Source organism: Streptomyces sp. YIM S03343, from assembly GCF_054729195.1.
In genome coordinates, this window is record NZ_JBPUKX010000001.1 from 2,110,569 (window position 1) to 2,130,509 (window position 19,941).

Genomic DNA, 19,941 nt, shown 5'->3' on the forward strand with positions numbered 1-19,941 from the left:
GGGCGAAACCCACGGGCACGACTGTGCCCGGCACCACCGTCGGCGCCGGGCACAACCCGTATCTGTCCCCTCTGTCCCCCTGCCGGCCAGGCCTTGGACTACGCCCGCCCCGCAGCCTTCTGGCTACGGCGCGACACGGAGTCGATGACCACGGCCCCCAGCAGCACCGCACCGGTGATCATGTACTGGATGGACGTGTTCATGTTGAGCAGGTCGAGGCCGGTCTGGATCGACTGGATGACCAGCATGCCCAGCAGGGCCGACCAGACACTGCCCCGCCCGCCGAACAGGCTGGTGCCGCCGATGACCGCCGCGGCGATCGCCAGCATCAGGGTGTTGCCGCCGCCGGCGTTCAGCGTGGCGCTCGCGGTCTGGCCCGCGAAGAACATGCCGCCGACCGCCGCGAACCCGCCGGAGATGGCGAACACGGTGATACGGATCATCGGCACGCTGATACCGGCGCGGCGGGCCGCCTCGATGCCGCCGCCGACCGCGAAGATCTTGCGGCCGTAGGTGGTGCGGCGCAGCACGAAGTCGACGACCACCAGACAGGCGAGGAAGATCACCAGCGCGTTGGACACCCCGGAGGCGTTGTTCAGCACGGCCGCCGCCGCGAAGGAGGCCACGGCGAGCAGACCGACGCGCAGCAGGATCTCGCTGGTGGCCCGGAACGGCACTCCCGCGGCCCGGCGGCGGCGCTGCTCGCTGAGGGAGCCGACCAGCATCAGCACCACACCGAGACCGGCCAGGAGGTACGCGCCGATGACTGCCTGGTCCATGAAGAAGGAGCTCTGGCCGAGCAGATGCACCGGGCCGCTCTCGGCCGGGATGTTGATCGTGCCGCTGGAGCCCAGCAGCCACAGCATCAGACCGTTCCAGCCGAGGAAGCCGGCCAGGGTCACGACGAACGCCGGTACACCGATCCGGGCGAAGAACCAGCCTTGCAGCCCGCCGATGGCGATGCCGCAGAGGACGGCGAGGGCCACCGCCAGCCAGTCGTTCATGCCGTGCTGGACGACGAAGACCGCGAACAGGGTGGACGCAAGACCGCTGACCGATCCGACGGACAGGTCGATCTCGCCGAGCAGCAGCACGAACACCAGGCCGATCGCGAGCATGCCGGTGGCCGACATGAAGTAGCTGATGTTCGAGAGGTTGTCGGCGCTGAAGAAGCGGTCGTTCTGGAGCTGGAAGATCGTCCAGATGATGATCAGCCCGATGACGACCGGCAGGGAGCCCAGCTCACCGCCCTTGACCTTGCGTTTGAACTCGGTGAGGTAGCCCCTGAGGCCCTCCTCGCGGACCAGCAGCCGCGGGTCGACGACGGTGACCGGAGCGGCCGTGGGGTCGTCGGACGGAGCCACAGTGTCCTGCTCCGGCGCGGCGTCCGTCTTGGAAACCTTGGACGTGTCGCTCACTTCGCCGCCTCCGTGGTGCGCCGCCCCGCACGACGGGTCACGGCGTTGTCCGTGGCACCCGTGATCGCGGCGATGATCTCTTCGTGGCTGGTGTTCTTCACGGAGAAGACACCGTTGTTCCTGCCCAGGCGCAGCACGGAGACCGTGTCCGCGACGGCCTTCACATCGGCCATGTTGTGGCTGATGAGGATGATGGCGAGGTCCTGCTCGCGCAGCCGCTCCACCAGATCGAGCACCTGGGCGGTCTGCTCGACACCGAGGGCGGCGGTGGGCTCGTCGAGTATGACGACCTTGGGCTCGCCGATGAGGGCGCGCGCGATGGCGACGACCTGGCGCTGACCGCCGGAGAGGCTCGCGGTCGCGATGCGCACGCTCGGGATCCGGATGGAGAGCGTGTCCAGCAGTTCCCGGGCCTTCTTCTCCATCGTGACTTCGTCGATGGCGCCCCGGTGCAGCAGTTCGCGCCCGAGATAGAGGTTGCCGACCACGTCGAGGTTGTCGCACAGCGCGAGGTCCTGGTAGACCGTCGCCACGCCGAGTCCCTGGGCGTCGTGCGGTTTGTTGATGCTGACCGGACTGCCTTGCCATTCGATGACGCCTTCATCGATGGGGTGAACACCCGCGATCGTCTTGACCAGGGTCGACTTTCCTGCGCCGTTGTCGCCCACAAGGGCGACCACTTCTCCGGCGTGGACCTCCAGATCTACGTCGGTGAGGGCCTGGACCGCACCGAATCGCTTGGAGATTCCGCGCAACGCCAGCACGGGCGTAGCGGACACGTGAATCATCTCCTTCGCCGCCTGACCGGCGGGGATGCCGCGCCTGACACTCGCCGAAGACGCGGAAGGGTGTGCGCGATGCACGGTTTACAGAATGAACATGCGCGAATCCGCTGCCATCGGCAACGGCTTGTTCCGGCGCCCGCCCGGCATTGTGGTCGAAAATGCCGGGCAGCCGTCGGAAGGCTTTATCGCGGGACCGCGCGAATGGCGGCCGTCATGGGCGGTCGCCCGCGCAGTCGTCGACACAAAGGGAACTCGGGTTCCCTTTGTGCCAGTGTGCTACTCGAGGCCGGCCGTCTTGCAGGCCTTCGCGTAGGCGGCGGTGCAGATCTGGGGGATGGTGTAGAGGCCGTCCTTGACGACCGTGTCCTTGATGTTGGCCACGGTGACCGACACCGGGGTCAGCAGCTGCGAGGGCACCTTGTTGCCGGAGCCGCTGGTCTGGGTGGTGGTGGCCTGCGAGGTGATGCTCTTGCCCTGGAGCAGGTTGTAGGCGAGCTGCGCGGCCGCCTCGGCCTCGGGCTTGAACGCCTTGTAGACGGTGCTGGACTGGGTACCGGCGACGATGCGCTGGATGCCCGCGAGTTCGGCGTCCTGCCCGGTCAGCGGGATGCCGGAGATACCGGCGCCCTTCAGGGTGTTGGCGATGCCACCGGCCATGCCGTCGTTGGCCGCGTAGACGCCCGCGATGTTCTTGGCGCCCAGCTGGGTGATGGCGGCGGACATCTTCTGCGCCGCGACGGTGTCCTTCCACAGGCCGGACTGCTCGTAGGCGATGGTCACCTTGCCGTTCAGCGCGGAGTGGGCGCCCTGCTTGAACTGACCGGCGTTCGGGTCGGCGTCGTCGCCGTTGATCATGACGATCTTGGTCTTGGGGGTGGCCTTGGAGCCGAGGGCGGTGAGCAGCGCCTCACCCTGGAGCTGACCGACCTTGACGTTGTCGAAGGAGACGTACGCCGAGACCGGGCCCTGGGCCAGACGGTCGTAGGCGACGACCTTGATGCCCTTGTCGACGGCCGTCTGGATCGAGGACTTGATCGCGGCGGAGTCCTGGGCGGAGATCACGATCACCTTGACACCCTTGGTGATCATGCTGCTGACCTGCTGGGCCTGCTTGGCCGGGTCACCCGCGGCATTCGCGTACTCGACCTTGCAGTCGGAGCAGAGGCTTTTGACCTTGGCCTCGAAGTACGGCTTGTCGAACTTCTCGTACCGTGCCGTGACACTGTCGGGAAGCAGAAGGCCGATGGTCTTGCCGCCCGAACTGCTGCTGCCGGAGTCACTCTTGTTGTTGTCTCCGGCCTTGCCACATGCGGCCATGGAAACAGCCATGGAAACCGCGGCCGTTCCGATCACGACGCTACGCATCATTGCGTTCATTTGCGGTGCCTCCCTGACAGGGCCGCAACGGTGCGGCCGAGGTGGCTGGAAGTCAACTCGGCCGCACGTACGACGTCAAGAAGTAAATTCTTAACGGCTTGGCAACGGCGCAATCCGTTCTCTAAGTGAAGGCGGGTGCTCACCTCTATGTGAAGGCGGATGCCCGCCTCTGCTGAAGGCGGGTGCCACCTCTAAGTGAAGGCGGGTGCCGCCGATTGCAGCGAGCCGTCCAGAAGTGTCGAATCACCCATCTCGCTCAGCGCGAGAGCGAGTGCCCCGAGAACTTCCGCACGGCCCCCGAGCGCCCCGGGAAGAACGGAGAGCTGCCGTGCCGCGCTGGGAATTGCGTAGCGGCCGACCGACTCCCTGATCGGACCGAGCACCAGTTCCCCGGCCTCGGCGAGATCACCACCGAGGACAACCCGGCTCGGGTTGAGCAGATTGCAGAGATTGGCCACTCCACGTCCGATGTGACGGCCGACGTCAGCGATCACCCGACGGCAGCCCGGGTCCCCGTCCCGCGCCAGCCGGACCATGCCCTCCATGGTCAGGCCACCACCGTGGCTGGGCTGGAGCAGCGGCAGCACATAGCGCGCTGCCGCGAAGGTCTCCAGACAGCCCCGGTTTCCGCAGCGGCAGACCGGCCCGGATTCATCAAGAGTAATATGACCGATTTCTCCTGCTGTGCCACCCGGGCCGCGGTAGATCGTGCCGTCTATGACCAGTCCGGCGCCGACGCCGCTAGCCACCTTGATGTAGGCGAGGTCGTGGACGCCCCGTCCGCTGCCCCAGACCAGTTCGCCCAGGGCACCCAGATTGGCGTCGTTGTCCACGTGCACGGAAACGCCGAGGCGCTCCCGGAGCTCCTCGGCGGGACGGGTGCCGGTCCAGCCCGGCAGGATGGCGGTGGAGCCCAGGGTGCCGGACTCCACGTCGATCGGTCCGGGTACGCCGAGGCCCACCCCGGCGATCTTCGACCGGTTGACGCCGGTCGCGTCGATCAGCCGGTTGACCAGTTGCTCCGCCCGGTCGAAGCCCTGGGCGGCGGAGGCGTCCACATCCAGCGGCTCGGACTCCTCGGCCAGTACCTGATGGGCCAGGTTCCCGATCGCGACCCGCAAATGGGTGTGCCCGAAGTCCACTCCTATGACGATCCCGGCGTCCCCGCTCAGCGACACGCTGCGGGCCCGCCGGCCTCCGGAGGACGTGGGGGTGACCTCGACCGTGCCGTTGTCCTTGAGTTCGCGCACGATGTTGGAGACCGTCGCCGCCGACAGCCCCGTAGTCCTCGCGATCTCCGCCTGGGTCAGCGACCCGGCGAGCCGTACGGCCCGTACGACCCGTTCCAGGTTGGCTCGGTGCAGCGACGACTGCGACCCCGGAGTCTCCACGACGACCTCCTGCGCGGCGGGACCGCTTCGATGAGGTCCCGTTCATGTCCAACTAGTGAACTCTAAGCTGAGCCGTTCGGGTCGCCTTCCGTCAAGAGGTTGAGCCGGATCGGGGCATGCCCCCCTCAAACACGCACGCGAAAGGCGCCGCAAGCGGTATGGCGGCGAGTCTTTCACACTCTGAACACCAGTCCCCCCGACGCTACTTCAAGGTGGCGGAGGTGAGACCAGCCTGCACCTGCCTCTGGAACGAGAGATACACCACGAGCATGGGAATCATGGCGAGCGTCACACCCGCGAACAGCACCGGAAGATCGGACGCGTACCCCTGCTGCTGCTGGAGCTGGATGAGGCCCTGGGTGAGGACATAGCGCTCGGGGTCGGAACCGGTCTGCGGCTGCATCAGGACCGTCGGCAGGATGAACTGGTTCCACTGCCCCAGCATGTTGAAGATCCCGACGCTGATCAGCCCAGGTTTCGCCATCGGAAGCATCACCTGGAAGAACGTCCGGGTGTGCGAGGCGCCGTCCAGGATCGCCGCCTCGAACACCGCCGTGGGCAAGGTGCGGAAGAAGGCGTGCATGAAGAACACGGTGAACGGCATCGAATAGGCGATGTAGACGAGTATCAGGCCCTGGTAGGTGTTCAGCATGTCCAGCCGTTTGACCATGAAGAACAGCGGCACCAGGGCCAGGAACACCGGGAACATCGCGCCCGCGACGAAGAAGTAGTAGAGGAACCGGTTGCCGGGGAAGCGGTAGCGGGCCAGCACATAGGCGGCCATCGAGCCGAACAGCATGGTCAGCGGCACGGAGAAGGCCAGCACGATCACGGTGTTCAGGAAGTAGTCGCCGATCCCCTTGTCCCAGGCGCGGCGGAACACGTCGAGGGACCAGTGCGCGGGCCAGCCGAAGGCCGAGCCGCCGATCTGGGTGTCGGTCTTGAAGGAGCTCAGCACCAGCCAGATCAGCGGCAGCACGATCAGCAGCGCCCACAGGGCCAGGAAGCCGTGCGAGAACGCATTCAGTACGACGCCCTCGCCGCGGGCGTCCGAGGACCGCGCCGACGCCTTCGCGGCGGCCCGGCGGGGCGGGACGGGGCCGCCCTGGGCGGCGTTCTCCTTGAGGGATGTGCTCATGTCAGTTGTTGCTCCCGCTCGGAATCGGTACTCCCGCTCAGAACTCGATGCGCTCAGAACTCGATGCGCTCACGGCGGGTGGCGCGCAGCGTGACCACGGACAGGACCAGGGTGAGCAGCAGCATGACCACGCCCATGGCGCAGGCGTAGCCGCTCTTTCCGAAGTACTGGAAGTTGCGCATCATCACGGTCGACATCACGTCGCTGTGGTGGTCGGGGCCGCCCCCGTACGCGCCCATGTTCTGCGTCATCGACGACACCAGGACGAACATGTCCATGGCGACGATGCCGAGGTACACCCAGGTGGTCTGCACGGTGTCCCACAGCAGCGGCAGGGTGATACGGAAGAAGGACTGGCCGCGCCCCGCCCCGTCGATCAGGGCGGCCTCGTAGATGTCCCTGGGCACGGACTGCATGGCGGCGGAGAACAGCACCAGGTAGAAGCCGACCCCGTGCCAGACCACGACGGCGATCAGCGCCCACAGGACCATGTCCGGCTCGTTGAGCCACTCCACGGGGTTGTTCGCGTCGACCAGCCCGAGCTTGATCAGGAAGCCGTTGAGCAGACCGCCGCCGTCGCTGCGGTACACCGCGTTGAACAGCACGGCGAGAATCGCCAGGGACAGCACCTGGGGAAAGAAGTAGACGATCTTGTAGAACCCGGAGCCGGCCACGCCCCGCACCCCTCCGGCCCTGCCGTGCCCGCCCGCGTTCACCATGAACGCGAAGAACAGGGCGAGCAGGATGGTGATCACCGGGATGAAGACGAGGAACAGGATGTTGTGCCAGATGGCCTGAAGGAAGACGTCGTCCTTCAGCAGCGCCCGGTAGTTGTCCAGCCCGACGAAGTCGAAGGTCTGCGACTGGCCCTTCCAGTCCGTCAGCGAGTAGCCGAAGGTCTGGATGTACGGCCAGATCACGAAGATCACATAGAGCGCCACGGGGACCAGCAGGAATCCCGCGACGAACCGATACTGCCCTTTACGCATTGGCGTCCCTGCCCCCTGGGTGTGCCGACCGGACCGGGGACGCGGCCGCACGGCGCACGGCGGTACGGGCGTCGTCCCCGGTCCGGTGGCGGTTCTCATCGAGCGAGCGTCGGCGGCCGTCGTCGGCCCTGGTCAGCGCTCACCATCCGCCGTCGGCCGCCTACCGGACTCAGTCGTGGTGGTTCTTCTTGCCGGCCGGGTCCTTGGCCGCCTTGTCGACCGCGGCCTGACAGCGCTTCAGCCATTCCTTGGGCTGGATGCGCTTGGCCATCAGCTCGTTGGAGGCGTTCTGGATCGCCGTGTCCATCTCGCTGTACCACTCCAGGTACAGATACCGGAACGTGTTGTCCCCGGCCGCCTTGGACGCCTCCACGGTGGACTGGGTGCCCGGGCGCAGCGTGACGGTGGGGTCGACGCCGTCCTTGAGGATCGTCAGGGAGTTGGCCTGCTTGGCGAAGAGCGTCGACCACTCCTTGGAGAGCATGTGCCGCATGAACTCCTTGGCGCCGGGCAGGTTCTTGGCCTTGGCCGGGATGATGAAGGGCTCGCCGGAGCCGGCCCGGATCGCCTCGAACGGCATCTTGGCGCCGTCGAGCAGCGGCATCGGCAGGAACTTCATGTCGAAGTCGGCGGGGGTCTGCTTGAGCTGCTCGTTCTCCAGCCAGGAGCCGCAGGTGATGAAGGCGGCCTTGTACTGGTTCCAGCGGGTCTGCGACTCGGTGTGGGTGAGGCCGTTGGTGCCGGGCATCAGCAGGCCCTTCTCCACCACCTCGTAGATCGCCTCGATGCCCGCCTGCGCGGCGTCGGACCCGACGAACGCCTTGGGGTCGAGGTTGTCGATCGCCTTGACGGCGTCGATCCCGCCCTGCTTGGCGATCATGTCCATGATCGCGACATTGATGTAGTACGGGTACTTGCCCTGGTGGGCGAGACCGCCGATGCCCTGCTTCTTGGCGTCCTGGCAGATGGTGATCAGGTCGTCCCAGCTCTTCGGTGCGGTCCAGCCCTTCTGCTTGAAGAGCTTCCCGGAGTACCACAGCCCCCACACCGTGTAGATGTAGTTCAGGGCGACGACCTTGCCCTCCTGGACGCCCGGGTCGAGGGTGCCGGGGATGAGGGTGTCACGGACCTTCTTGGCCGGGTCGTCGACGGAAGGCGCGTCCAGCACCGCGGCGAGGTCCAGGAGCTGGCCGTTCTTGTAGAGGACGTCGACCTTGATCTGCTGGGCACCGGAGTCGTCCACGATGTCCGGCGGGTTGCCCGCGTTGAAGCGGGGCTGGAGCTTGCCGGTGATCTCCTGGGTGCCGGTGTGGGTGGAGCCGATGCCGATCTTCTTGTCGAAGTCGGCCTCCCACGCCTTGGCGTAGTCGTCGCCGTAGCCGCCCTTGAAGATGACGACGTCGAGCGTGCCGCCCTTCTTGGCGCCGAAGGGGTTCGACTTGGAGGTTCTGCCCTCGGTCGCGCCCTTGTCCCCGCCGTCACCCCCGCCGCCGCTCGCACAGGCGGACAGGGCGCCCAGCGCCGGTACGGAGAGCAGGCCGAGCGCCGCGGAACGCCGGATCAGATCGCGGCGGCCCACGCCGTGGAGGCCGCCGGTGCCAGGGGTCGGGCCGGTGCCGTCGTGGCCGGTGCCGTCGTGAGGGGTGCCGTCGTGGGGGCTGCTGTTCTCGGCTGACGTGGATCCCATGCTCAAGTCCTCGCCTTCTCCAGGACTCAGGCGGTGAACCGGATCCTGACCGGCACCGCGATCGGGTCGAGCTGGTTCGTGCAGGCAGTCCTTCGTGCGATGGTTCGGGCGATGCTCCGTGTGGCGCTTAGGTGATGGTCCGTCATGATCCTTGCTGGACAAGGGAATCACCGACAGGCCCGGCAACATGCGGATTCCGCACGTCAAACCACCCTTTCGGTCTCCCCCAGGGGCCGTTCACGGCCCGTCGAACGGCTACGCGGACGCGGACAGGTATAGTCCACTCCACGCCAACCGACAAGATCGGGCACAGAGTTGGCCATTGGTCTTTTCCGAAGTGAGACCTGCCGGAAATATGACCCCGCTGTGGATTCCCGGTGCGGGCAATGAACCACATTGTCCCCGAATGCCACACCCAACACCCTTGACATCACTGGCCACTTGCCGCCCTACTGGACCTTGCGCAGAAAGTTGACAACGTTGTCCGCACGCGCAGGGAGGGTGCTGGCTGATGCAGCGCAGAACTCGGCACAGATGGGGTCCGGCGGTCGTCCTCGCGGCCGCTTTCACACTGGCGGTCGGCTCGCAGGGGGCGGCGGTCGCGATACCCGCCCAAGCCACGGTGGCCGACCGGGAGTTCGCGTCCTCGTTCGAGACGGGCGACCCGGCTCCTGACTGGCTGAACACCGTCGACACCGGCCCGGACGGGGCCAAGCGTGCCTCCGGGGTCGACGGCGGCTACAGCAACGGCATTCCGGGCAATGTCGACGACCACGTCACCGATCTCCGCGCGAGCGGGGAGAACTCCGGGGCGGGCGAGGTCAAGGAGAACCTCGTCGACAGCGAGTCGAGCACCAAGTGGCTCACCTTCGAGCCCACCGGCTGGGTCGAGTTCGACTTCGACAAGCCGGTGAAGATCGTCACCTACGGCATGACGTCAGCCAACGACTACGCCGAGCGCGACCCGAAGGACTGGACACTCCAGGGGTCTGCGGACGGCAAGGACTGGAAGACCGTCGACACCCGCTCCGGCGAGACGTTCCCCGAGCGCTTCCAGACCAAGACCTACGACCTCGCCGAACCGGCCGAGTACCAGCACTTCCGGCTCGACGTCACCAAGAACAACGGCGCCTCCGGCATCGTCCAGCTCGCCGACGTGCAGTTCTCCACCGGCGGCAGCGGCGGCCCGGTGCCGCAGGACATGCTGTCGCTGGTCGACCGGGGGCCGAGCGGCTCGCCGACCGCGAAGGCGGCGGCGGGCTTCACCGGCAAGCGGGCGCTGCGCTACGCCGGACGGCACACGGCCGACGGGCGGGCGTACTCGTACAACAAGATCTTCGATGTGAATGTGGCGGTCGGCCGCGACACCGAACTCTCGTACCGGATCTTCCCGCAGATGGCCGACGGGGACCGCGACTACGACGCCACGAACGTCTCCGTGGACCTCGTCTTCACCGACGGCACCCACCTCAGTTCCCTGGGCGCCACCGACCAGCACGGCTTCGCGCTCACCCCGCAGGGGCAGGGCGCCGCCAAGGTGCTGTACGTCAACCAGTGGAACAACGTCATCGCGCGGATCGGCTCGGTGGCGGCGGGCAAGACCGTCGACCGCATCCTGATCGCCTACGACTCCCCCGGCGGCCCGGCGAAGTTCCGTGGCTGGCTGGACGACGTGAAGCTCGACCGGGCGGCACCCGAGCAGCCCAAGGCCCACCTCTCGGACTACGTGCTCACCACCCGCGGCACCAACTCCAGCGGTTCGTTCTCGCGGGGCAACAACTTCCCGGCGACGGCGGTGCCGCACGGCTTCAACTTCTGGACGCCGGTGACCAACGCGTCCTCGCTGAGCTGGCTGTACGACTACGCGCGTGCGAACAACTCCGACAACCTGCCGACCATCCAGGCGTTCAGCGCGAGCCATGAGCCGAGCCCGTGGATGGGAGACCGGCAGACCTTCCAGGTGATGCCGTCGGCCGTCTCCGGCACGCCCGACACCGGGCGCTCGGCCCGCGCGCTGGCCTTCCGGCACGAGAACGAGACCGCGCGGCCGTACTACTACGGCGTGACGTTCGAGAACGGTCTCAAGGCCGAGATGACCCCGACCGACCACGCGGCGGCGCTCCGCTTCACCTACCCGGGCGCCGACGCGAGCGTCCTGTTCGACAACGTCACCGACCAGGCGGGCCTCACCCTCGACAAGTCCACCGGCACGGTGACCGGTTACTCGGACGTCAAGTCCGGCCTGTCGACCGGCGCGACCCGGCTGTTCGTCTACGGCGTCTTCGACAAGCCGGTGACGGACGGCTCGTCGAGCGGCGTCAAGGGCTATCTGCGCTTCGACGCGGGTTCGGACCACACCGTCACCCTGCGCCTTGCGACCTCGCTGATCAGCATCGACCAGGCGAAGGACAACCTGGCGCAGGAGATCCCCGACGGCACCTCCTTCACCACCGTCAAGGCCCGCGCCCAGCGCACCTGGGACAAGCTGCTCGGCAAGATCGAGGTGCAGGGCGCCACTTCGGACCAGCTGACCACCCTGTACTCCAGCATGTACCGGCTGTACCTGTACCCCAACTCGGGCTTCGAGAAGGTCGGCGGCACGTACCGGTACGCCTCGCCGTTCTCCGCGATGCCGAGCCAGGACACCCCGACGCACACCGGCGCGAAGATCGTCGACGGCAAGGTGTACGTCAACAACGGCTTCTGGGACACCTACCGCACCACCTGGCCGGCGTACTCACTGCTGACGCCCAGTCAGGCGGGTGAGATGGTCAACGGGTTCGTGCAGCAGTACAAGGACGGCGGCTGGACCTCGCGCTGGTCCTCGCCGGGCTACGCGGACCTCATGACCGGCACCTCCTCGGACGTGGCGTTCGCCGACGCATACGTCAAGGGCGTGAAGTTCGACGCGAAGGCGGCGTACGACGCGGCCGTGAAGAACGCGACCGTCGTGCCTCCGGCGTCCGGCGTCGGCCGCAAGGGCATGACCACCTCCCCCTTCCTCGGCTACACCACGACCTCCACGGGCGAGGGCTTCTCGTGGGCGATGGAGGGCTACGTCAACGACTACGGCATCGCCAGGATGGGCCAGGAGCTCTACAAGAAGACGGGAGAGAAGCGCTACAAGGAGGAGTCGGCGTACTTCCTCAACCGCGCCCAGGACTACGTCAACCTGTTCGACAAGCAGGCAGGCTTCTTCCAGGGCCGGGACGACAAGGGCAACTGGCGCGTCGACTCCGCCAAGTTCGACCCGCGCGTATGGGGTTACGACTACACCGAGACCGACGGCTGGGGCTACGCCTTCACCGCCCCGCAGGACAGCCGTGGCCTCGCCAATCTCTACGGCGGCCGGTCGGCCCTCGGCGACAAGCTGGACACGTACTTCTCCACCCCGGAGACGGCCTCCCCGGACTTCGTGGGTTCCTACGCCGGTGTCATCCACGAGATGACCGAGGCGCGGGACGTGCGGATGGGCCAGTACGGCCACTCCAACCAGGTCGCCCACCATGTGATCTACATGTACGACGCCGCCGGTGAGCCGTACAAGGCGCAGGCGAAAGTCCGTGAGGCGCTCTCGCGGCTGTACGTGGGCAGCGAGATCGGCCAGGGCTACCACGGCGACGAGGACAACGGCGAGCAGTCGGCCTGGTACCTCTTCTCCTCCCTCGGCTTCTACCCGCTGGTGATGGGCAGCGGCCAGTACACCATCGGCTCGCCGCTGTTCACCAAGGTGACCGTGCATCTGGAGAACGGGCACGACCTGGTGATCAAGGCGCCGAAGAACAGCACGAAGAACGTCTACGTGCAGGGCGTGAAGTTCAACGGCCGTGCCTGGAACTCGACGTCGCTCCCCCACACGATGCTGTCCAAGGGCGGTGTCCTGGAGTTCGCCATGGGCTCCAAGCCGTCCTCGTGGGGCACCGGCAGGAACGCCGCCCCGGTCTCCGTCACGCAGAACGACAAGGTGCCGACGCCGCGAGCGGACGTACTGAAAGGCGACGGGGCCCTGTTCGACAACACCTCGGCGACGGACGCCACGGTGACATCGGTGGACCTTCCGGTCGGCGCCGCGGCCAAGGCGGTCCAGTACACCCTCACCTCGTCCAAGGACCACACCAAGGCACCGACCGGTTGGACCCTCCAGGGCTCGGCGGACGGCACCACATGGCAGACCCTGGACAAGCGCTCCGGCGAGTCGTTCACCTGGGACCGGCAGACCCGGGCGTTCTCGGTGAAGACGCCGGGCTCGTACGCGAAGTACCGGCTGGTGCTGGACGGGGAGTCGACGCTGGCGGAGGTGGAGCTGCTGGCGTGACGTCCAAGTCATCATGAGGGGCGCCCCCGCCGGTGCTGGGACTGACCGGCGGGGCGCCTTCTTGTCCGGTGGTGCTTTGTGCGGGTCAGCCGGCCTGCGGGCCCGTCGCGAGGGTAAAGACGTGCAGGTCGGTGAAGCGGACGCGCCGTGGAGGACATGACGCGACCCCTCCTCCTTCGGACGGGTCGCGCACCACGCGTTGCACAAGCCGCGGCGAGACGCGGGCGACGCGGAAGACTGCCCCTCTGCGCAGACGGCATGTCCTCCACGATTGCCCGTTCGGGCCAGCCAACCGGAAGTGACCGTGTCATCTGTGCCGAGTACACCAACTACCTTGACGTCATTGTCCGTTGAAGCGATAAAGTCGTGTTGCAGCATGAGACAACGTTGTCGCATCGCGGCGTCGTCACAAGCCACCCTCACCGGACCGGCGCCTCCCCCGAGCCGGCCGGCTCGCGGACCCGGTGTGCACCGCCACCGGGTCCGCCCCGAGCTGTCAAAGAGCCGTAGCCGGGCTGCCTGCGTGCGCCGGTCAGCCGACCTGGCAGGGCAGGGTCGTCGCGCTGTCCCCGCCGTTGCCGCTGACGACATAGCCGAAGGTCGTGCTCTGTCCGGGACTGAGCGAGCCGTTCCAGTCGGCGTTGTGCACCATCACATCCTGTCCGCTGTAGGTGGCGTTGCCGTTCCACAGGCTGGCCACCGACTGGCCGCTCGGCAGTGTCCAGTCGACCATCCAGCCGAGCATCGCGACATCACCGGAGTTGGTGACGGTCACCTCGGACTGGTAGCCGCCCGGCCAGCTTCCCGTGGTGCGGCGGGTGGCGGTGCAGGTGCCGGGCGGGGGCTCGGTCGGGTTGCCCGGGTCGTGGATGCCGGTCACCTCGCCGTGGCCGCCGTCGAAGACGACGTCGGAGCAGGAGTAGAAGGTCTCGGCGCTGTCCGAGCGCTGCCACACCATGTAGACGATGTGCCGTCCGGTCTTGCCCGCGGGAAGCTGGCCGGACCACGAGTAGTTGGCCTCGACCGTGCCCGGGGTGCCGTTCAGCGGCGGGTGGTCGACGGTGAGGAAGGGCTGGTCCTCCATCTCGTCCCAGGTGAGCGGCTTGGTCGGGTCGTAGGTGTCCTTCGTGACGTAGACGTAGAACCAACCCGGGTGCGCGGCCCACGCGTTGTACGAGAAGTCGACGGTCGCGCCTGCGGTCAGATGGGTCACCGGCCAGTCGTCGCGGGCCAGGTCGAAGCCCGAGAAGTTGGGGTTCCCGCCGCTGCACAGCTGGCCGTCCGGCACGAAGCCGCGGGTGCGGCCGGCGCCGTCGGAGCGCAGTACCGAGAACCAGTTGTAGAACGGCGTGGTCCCGCTGACCTGCTGCGCCCCCTTGCAGGCCGGGTTCACGGGCTTGATCTCACCGGTGCTGGTCAGCGCGTCCTGCCAGCACAGGAAGGTACGGCTGCCCGGCTTCATCGGGGTGCCGTGCGCCTCGGCCCGGGTACCGGTCGCCACGATCAGCGCGAGGGCGGGGAGGGTGGCGAGGAGGGCGAGGAGTACGAGGAAGACGGCCCGGGGGCGGCTGGCGGGGAGCGGTAATCGGAGGCGGCGGGGGGTGGGCGATGGTGGCGATGTTGTCGTATGCATGACAGATATACCTCTGCGGATGGGTGATCCACGGGCATGCGGATGGGGACGCGGATACGGGGTCCCTGCGCGTGCGCTGTCGGCCGACCGGCCCCTGCACGCGCAGCGGTCCTCACGCGCGCAGGGGTTCTTGTGGTTCTTGCACGCGCACGTCCTCGCGCGTGCGAGGCGGGACGGGAGCAGCTCCCACGACGGGTTCCGGTCCACCGATGGGAGCGCTCCCATCCCACTCCTTGGTGAAGTTAGCGCGAACGGGCAAAGCTGTAAACGGTCTGTGGCGTACTGATGAGGTCGTACGGCGGGGTCAAGTCACCGGCGGCGCACGGCAATTCGGCCCCAGTGGTCAGATTCCCGGCACCACCGCGACGCCCGTACCGCCCTCCGGAAGTCCGGTCACCGCCGCGCCGGTCGGTGCCACGCCCGTCGGTACCGCACCGGTCGCCGTCACTTCGGTCGTACCCGCCGTGCCCGCCATACCCGCCCCCGGCAACTCGACCCGGAACTCCGTGTGCCCCGGCACGCTCTCCACCCCGATCCGCCCGCCGTGCGCCGTGATGATCGCCGCGGCGATGGCGAGGCCGAGCCCCGAGCCGCCGCCGGTGCCCTCGGCGCGGGTGCGGGAGGCGTCGGCGCGTGTGAAGCGGTCGAAGACGGAGGGCAGCAACTCACCGGCGATACCAGGCCCGTTGTCGCGCACACGGATCACACAGCCGCCGGCCGTCGCCTCGACGGAGGCCACCACCCGGGTGCCGGGCGGCGTATGGGCGCGGGCGTTGGCCAGCAGATGGGCGACCGCCTGACGCAGCCGTGCCGCGTCGCCCCGAACCGACGCCGGTGTGTCGAGGCTCAGTTCGAGCTGCCAGTCGTGACCGCCGCCGCCCGCGGCGCGCGCGTCCCACAGCGCCTCGGCGACCAGCGCGGTCAGATCCACCTCGGCGGACTCCAGTGGACGGCCCTCGTCGAGCCGGGCCAGCAGCAAGAGGTCCTCGACCAGCCCCGTCATCCGGGCCGACTCGGCCGACACCCGGCGCCAGGCGAGCAGCGGCTCCACAGGGTTCGCGCCGCGGTTCATCAGCTCCGCGTATCCGGCGATCGAGGCGAGCGGTGTGCGGAGTTCATGGCTGGCGTCGGCGAGGAACCGGCGCATGCGCTCCTCACTGCGGCGGACCTGCTCCTCGCTGCGGCGGCGTTCCGCGAGGGAGGACTCGACATGGTCGATCATCCGGTTGAGGGCGGCGCCCACCTGACCGGCCTCGCTGCCGGGGTCGGTGTCGTGCTCGGGCACCCGGGCGAGAGCGGTGACCTCGCCGTGGCCGAGGGGTGCCCGGGACACCGCGGCGGCGGTCGCCGCGACCCTGCCGAGGGGGCGGAGCTGACGCCGTACGACCACCGCGCACACGCAGCCCGCCACTGCGAGCCCCACGCCCGCGACCGCCGACTCGACGAGCACCAGCCGGCCGATGGTGCGCTGCACGTCGGCCATGGGCAGCCCGGTGAGGACGCGGATGCCGTCCGCCTCCAGGACCCCGACCCGGTAGGTGCCGAGCCCCGGGACGGAGCGGGTGTGCATCGCGCCGTCGGCCGTGACCCCCGCGAGGGCCGCCCGCTGGGTCGCGTCGAGCGGTTGCGGGTCGGTGCCCTGCCGGACGACCTCGGCGGCGAGGACGGTGCCGTCGTCGTCCACACGGGCGGCGAGCAGTCCGGCGGGCTGGCCGGGCTGGCCGAGGAAGGTCAGGTCGGCGGGGAGTTGCGGCCGGAGCGAGGCGTCGCTGAGGCTGTGCTCGGCGGCGTCGCCCACGCGGTCGTCGAGCCCGTCGAGCAGATAGGCCCGCTGGGCATAGGCGGTGGTGAGCGCCATCGCGGCGCAGAGGGCCACGAGGGTGATGCCGAGGAACGCGAGCAACCGGGCCCGCAGCGACCGCCCGGGCAGGCGGTGACGCAGCCGCGTGCGCAGCCGGTCGCGCAGGCGGGGGCGCGCGGAACGTTTCCGCACGCTGCGGGCCGCGTACGGCGGCCGCCCGCGCACCGGGGACCCTGGAATGCCAGTCATGTACCGATCGTGTCCCAGTCCGCTGAGAGAACCCTGTGGCCGCACTGAGTCATACCCGTGCAGAAGCGCGCAACTGACGGGCGGAGTACGGCATACGGACCGCCGGCGGGCGGCGTACGGACGGCCGGCGGGCGGCGCACGGACGGCCGGCGGGCGGCGTACGGACGGCCGGCGGGCGGCGTACGGACGGCCGGCGGGCGGCGCACGGACGGCCGGCGGGCGGCGCACGGACGGCCGGCGGGCGGCGCACGGACGGCCGGCGGGCGGCGTACGGACGGCCCGGCGGCGACGCACGGACGGCTTGCGTATCGTGCACGGACGGCGAAGGGCCGCGCCCCCGGGGATCCGGGAACGCGGCCCGCTCATCGCAACTCGGCTGCCGCCGGGGGCTGTTACTTGCGGATGAGGTTGCGCAGCACGTACTGCATGATGCCGCCGTTGCGGTAGTAGTCGGCCTCACCGGGGGTGTCGATACGGACGACCGCGTCGAACTCGACGCCGGTGTCGGTGGTCACCTTGACCGTGCGCGGGGTGGTGCCGTTGTTGAGTTCCTCGACACCCGTGACGGAGAAGGTCTCCTCGCCGGTCAGCCCGAGAGACTGGGCGGAGGCACCCTCCGGGAACTGGAGCGGGAGCACGCCCATGCCGATGAGGTTGGAGCGGTGGATGCGCTCGTACGACTCGGCGACGACGGCCTTGACGCCGAGGAGCGCGGTGCCTTTGGCGGCCCAGTCGCGGGACGAGCCGGAGCCGTACTCCTTGCCGGCCAGGACGACCAGCGGGATGCCCTGCTCGATGTAGTTGCTGGAGGCGTCGTAGATGAAGGCGACAGGCCCGCCGTCCTGCGTGAAGTCGCGGGTGTAGCCGCCTTCAGTACCCGGCGCGATCTGGTTGCGCAGGCGGATGTTGGCGAAGGTGCCGCGGATCATGACCTCGTGGTTGCCGCGGCGGGAGCCGTAGCTGTTGAAGTCGCGGCGCTGGACTCCGTGCTCGGTGAGGTACTGGCCGGCCGGGGTGTCGGCCTTGATGGCACCGGCGGGCGAGATGTGGTCGGTGGTCACCGAGTCGCCGAGCTTGGCCAGGACGCGGGCGCCGGAGATGTCGGAGACCGGCTCCGGCTCCATGCCCATGCCCTCGAAGTACGGGGGCTTGCGGACGTAGGTCGACTCGGGGTCCCACTCGAAGGTGTTGCCGGTGGGGATGGGCAGCGCCTGCCACTGGGCGTCACCGGCGAAGACGTCGGAGTAGGACTTGCTGAACATGTCCTCGCCGATGGCGTTGGCGACGACGTCGTTGACCTCGGCCTCGGTGGGCCAGATGTCCTTCAGGTAGACCGGGTTGCCGTCCTGGTCGGTGCCGAGGGCGTCGCGCGTGATGTCCACCTTCATGGAGCCCGCGATGGAGTAGGCGACGACCAGCGGCGGGGAGGCGAGGTAGTTCATCTTGACGTCGGGATTGATCCGGCCCTCGAAGTTCCGGTTGCCGGAGAGGACCGACGTCACGGCGAGGTCGTGGTCGTTGACGGCCTTGGAGACCTCCTCCGGCAGCGGGCCGGAGTTGCCGATGCAGGTGGTGCAGCCGTACCCGACGAGGTTGAAGCCGGCCTTGTCGAGGTACGGGGTGAGCCCGGCCTTGTCGAAGTAGTCGGTGACGACCTTCGACCCGGGGGCGAGCGTGGTCTTGACCCACGGCTTGCGCGTGAGCCCCTTCTCGACGGCCTTCTTGGCCACCAGGGCGGCGGCGACCATGACGTACGGGTTGGAGGTGTTGGTGCAGGAGGTGATCGCGGCGACGGTGACGGCGCCGTGGTCCAGTTCGTAGACCGTCCCGTCGGGGGCGGTGACCTGGACCGGGTTGCTGGGCGCGCCGTTGGGGGCGACGGCCGGGGAGTCGGAGGCCGGGAAGGACTCCTGGCCCGCCTCGTCCACGGCGTCCACGTAGTTGCGTACGTCCTGCTTGAACTGCTCGGCTGCGTTCGCGAGGACGATGCGGTCCTGGGGGCGCTTGGGACCGGCGATGGAGGGGACGACGGTCGACAGGTCGAGTTCGAGCCGCTCGGAGAAGTCGGGCTCGGCCTTGGGGTCGAGCCAGAGGCCCTGCTCCTTGGCGTACGCCTCGACGAGCGCGACCTGCTGGTCGCTGCGGCCGGTCAGGCGCAGGTAGTTGAGGGTCTCGTCGTCGATCGGGAAGATCGCGGCGGTGGAGCCGAACTCCGGCGACATGTTGCCGATGGTGGCGCGGTTGGCGAGGGAGGTGGCGGCGACGCCCTCGCCGTAGAACTCGACGAACTTGCCGACCACACCGTGCTTGCGGAGCATCTCGGTGATGGTGAGCACGAGGTCGGTGGCGGTGGTGCCGGTGGGCAGCTCACCGGTGAGCTTGAAGCCGACGACGCGCGGGATGAGCATCGACACCGGCTGGCCGAGCATCGCGGCCTCGGCCTCGATGCCGCCGACGCCCCAGCCGAGGACGCCGAGGCCGTTGACCATGGTGGTGTGGGAGTCGGTGCCGACGAGGGTGTCGGGGTAGGCCTGGCCGCCGCGCACCATGACGGTCCGGGCGAGGTGCTCGATGTTCACCTGGTGGACGATGCCGGTGCCGGGCGGGACGACCTTGAACTCGTCGAAGGCGGTCTGCCCCCAGCGCAGGAACTGGTAGCGCTCGCGGTTGCGGCCGTACTCCAGCTCCACGTTCTGCGCAAACGCCTCGTGGGTGCCGAACTTGTCGGCGATGACGGAGTGGTCGATGACCAGCTCGGCCGGGGCCAGCGGGTTGATCTTCGCGGGGTCGCCGCCGAGCTCCTTGACGGCCTCGCGCATGGTGGCGAGGTCGACGACACAGGGCACGCCGGTGAAGTCCTGCATGATCACGCGGGCCGGGGTGAACTGGATCTCCTGCGACGGCTGGGCCTGCGAGTCCCAGTTGCCGAGGGCGCGGATGTGGTCGGCGGTGATGTTCGCGCCGTCCTCGGTGCGGAGCAGGTTCTCCAGCAGCACCTTCAGGCTGTAGGGAAGGCGCGCGGAGCCCTCGACCTTGTCCAGCCGGAAGATCTCGTACGACTCGTCGCCCACCGGCAGCGTGCTGCGGGCGTCGAAGCTGTTCGCCGACACGACAGTCTCCTTCATTTTTGTGCGCGTACCACCGCACCCTGCCGCCAC

General features: G+C 68.3%; 11 protein-coding genes. 1 reads left to right on the top strand and 10 read right to left on the bottom strand.

Features of this window, described 5'->3' with window-relative positions:
• Positions 1–98: 98 nt before the first annotated feature.
• The 7 genes from ACSYGN_RS09080 to ngcE all read right to left on the bottom strand — a co-directional run bounded on the left by ACSYGN_RS09080 (position 99) and on the right by ngcE (position 8,785).
• Entirely contained in the window at positions 99–1,418 is a 1,320-nt protein-coding gene (locus ACSYGN_RS09080) for a sugar ABC transporter permease (RefSeq protein WP_460393705.1), read from the bottom strand.
• Complete coding sequence (locus tag ACSYGN_RS09085) at positions 1,415–2,206, bottom strand: ATP-binding cassette domain-containing protein (RefSeq protein WP_460393707.1); 792 nt, start codon at positions 2,204–2,206, stop codon at positions 1,415–1,417. The genes ACSYGN_RS09080 and ACSYGN_RS09085 overlap by 4 nt, the downstream gene beginning before the upstream one ends.
• Positions 2,207–2,479: 273 nt before the next feature.
• On the bottom strand, positions 2,480–3,568 hold the full coding sequence (locus tag ACSYGN_RS09090; protein ID WP_460403325.1) for a sugar ABC transporter substrate-binding protein: 1,089 nt from the start codon (positions 3,566–3,568) through the stop codon (positions 2,480–2,482).
• 203 nt (positions 3,569–3,771) lie between these two features.
• On the bottom strand, positions 3,772–4,971 hold the full coding sequence (locus tag ACSYGN_RS09095; protein WP_460393709.1) for an ROK family transcriptional regulator: 1,200 nt from the start codon (positions 4,969–4,971) through the stop codon (positions 3,772–3,774).
• Between the two features lie 202 nt (positions 4,972–5,173).
• Positions 5,174–6,109 (bottom strand): carbohydrate ABC transporter permease, encoded by a 936-nt coding sequence (locus ACSYGN_RS09100; RefSeq protein WP_460393711.1) that lies wholly within the window; start codon positions 6,107–6,109, stop codon positions 5,174–5,176.
• A gap of 53 nt (positions 6,110–6,162) precedes the next feature.
• Complete coding sequence (locus ACSYGN_RS09105) at positions 6,163–7,098, bottom strand: carbohydrate ABC transporter permease (protein WP_460393713.1); 936 nt, start codon at positions 7,096–7,098, stop codon at positions 6,163–6,165.
• A 169-nt stretch (positions 7,099–7,267) separates the two neighbouring features.
• Positions 7,268–8,785: an N-acetylglucosamine/diacetylchitobiose ABC transporter substrate-binding protein gene (gene ngcE, locus ACSYGN_RS09110; protein ID WP_460393715.1), complete on the bottom strand. Its 1,518-nt coding sequence runs from the start codon at positions 8,783–8,785 to the stop codon at positions 7,268–7,270.
• A 511-nt stretch (positions 8,786–9,296) separates the two neighbouring features.
• Here ngcE and ACSYGN_RS09115 point away from each other — a divergent pair.
• Entirely contained in the window at positions 9,297–13,100 is a 3,804-nt protein-coding gene (locus ACSYGN_RS09115) for a GH92 family glycosyl hydrolase (protein WP_460393717.1), read from the top strand.
• 532 nt (positions 13,101–13,632) lie between these two features.
• On the opposite strand, the gene ACSYGN_RS09120 is transcribed toward ACSYGN_RS09115, so the two are convergent.
• The 3 genes from ACSYGN_RS09120 to acnA all read right to left on the bottom strand — a co-directional run bounded on the left by ACSYGN_RS09120 (position 13,633) and on the right by acnA (position 19,893).
• Positions 13,633–14,733, bottom strand: a complete 1,101-nt coding sequence (locus tag ACSYGN_RS09120; RefSeq protein WP_460393719.1) for a lytic polysaccharide monooxygenase auxiliary activity family 9 protein — start codon at positions 14,731–14,733, stop codon at positions 13,633–13,635.
• A gap of 343 nt (positions 14,734–15,076) precedes the next feature.
• A complete protein-coding gene (locus ACSYGN_RS09125; RefSeq protein ID WP_460393721.1) occupies positions 15,077–16,783 on the bottom strand; it encodes a sensor histidine kinase in 1,707 nt (568 codons plus the stop codon).
• 392 nt (positions 16,784–17,175) lie between these two features.
• Positions 17,176–19,893 carry an aconitate hydratase AcnA gene (gene acnA / locus ACSYGN_RS09130; protein WP_460393723.1) on the bottom strand — a complete coding sequence of 906 codons (2,718 nt, stop codon included), beginning with the start codon at positions 19,891–19,893 and terminating at the stop codon, positions 17,176–17,178.
• Between the last annotated feature and the right edge of the window lie 48 nt (positions 19,894–19,941).

What these genes read in the sequence shown, in the direction of transcription:
- ACSYGN_RS09100 (WP_460393711.1), bottom strand. Translation starts at nt 6,109, where the DNA reads ATGAGCACATCCCTCAAGGAGAACGCCGCCCAGGGCGGCCCCGTCCCG.
- ACSYGN_RS09120 (WP_460393719.1), bottom strand. Translation starts at nt 14,733, where the DNA reads ATGCATACGACAACATCGCCACCATCGCCCACCCCCCGCCGCCTCCGA.
- ACSYGN_RS09090 (WP_460403325.1), bottom strand. Translation starts at nt 3,568, where the DNA reads ATGCGTAGCGTCGTGATCGGAACGGCCGCGGTTTCCATGGCTGTTTCC.
- ACSYGN_RS09125 (WP_460393721.1), bottom strand. Translation starts at nt 16,783, where the DNA reads ATGACTGGCATTCCAGGGTCCCCGGTGCGCGGGCGGCCGCCGTACGCG.
- ACSYGN_RS09115 (WP_460393717.1), top strand. Translation starts at nt 9,297, where the DNA reads ATGCAGCGCAGAACTCGGCACAGATGGGGTCCGGCGGTCGTCCTCGCG.
- ngcE (WP_460393715.1), bottom strand. Translation starts at nt 8,785, where the DNA reads ATGGGATCCACGTCAGCCGAGAACAGCAGCCCCCACGACGGCACCCCT.
- ACSYGN_RS09105 (WP_460393713.1), bottom strand. Translation starts at nt 7,098, where the DNA reads ATGCGTAAAGGGCAGTATCGGTTCGTCGCGGGATTCCTGCTGGTCCCC.
- ACSYGN_RS09085 (WP_460393707.1), bottom strand. Translation starts at nt 2,206, where the DNA reads ATGATTCACGTGTCCGCTACGCCCGTGCTGGCGTTGCGCGGAATCTCC.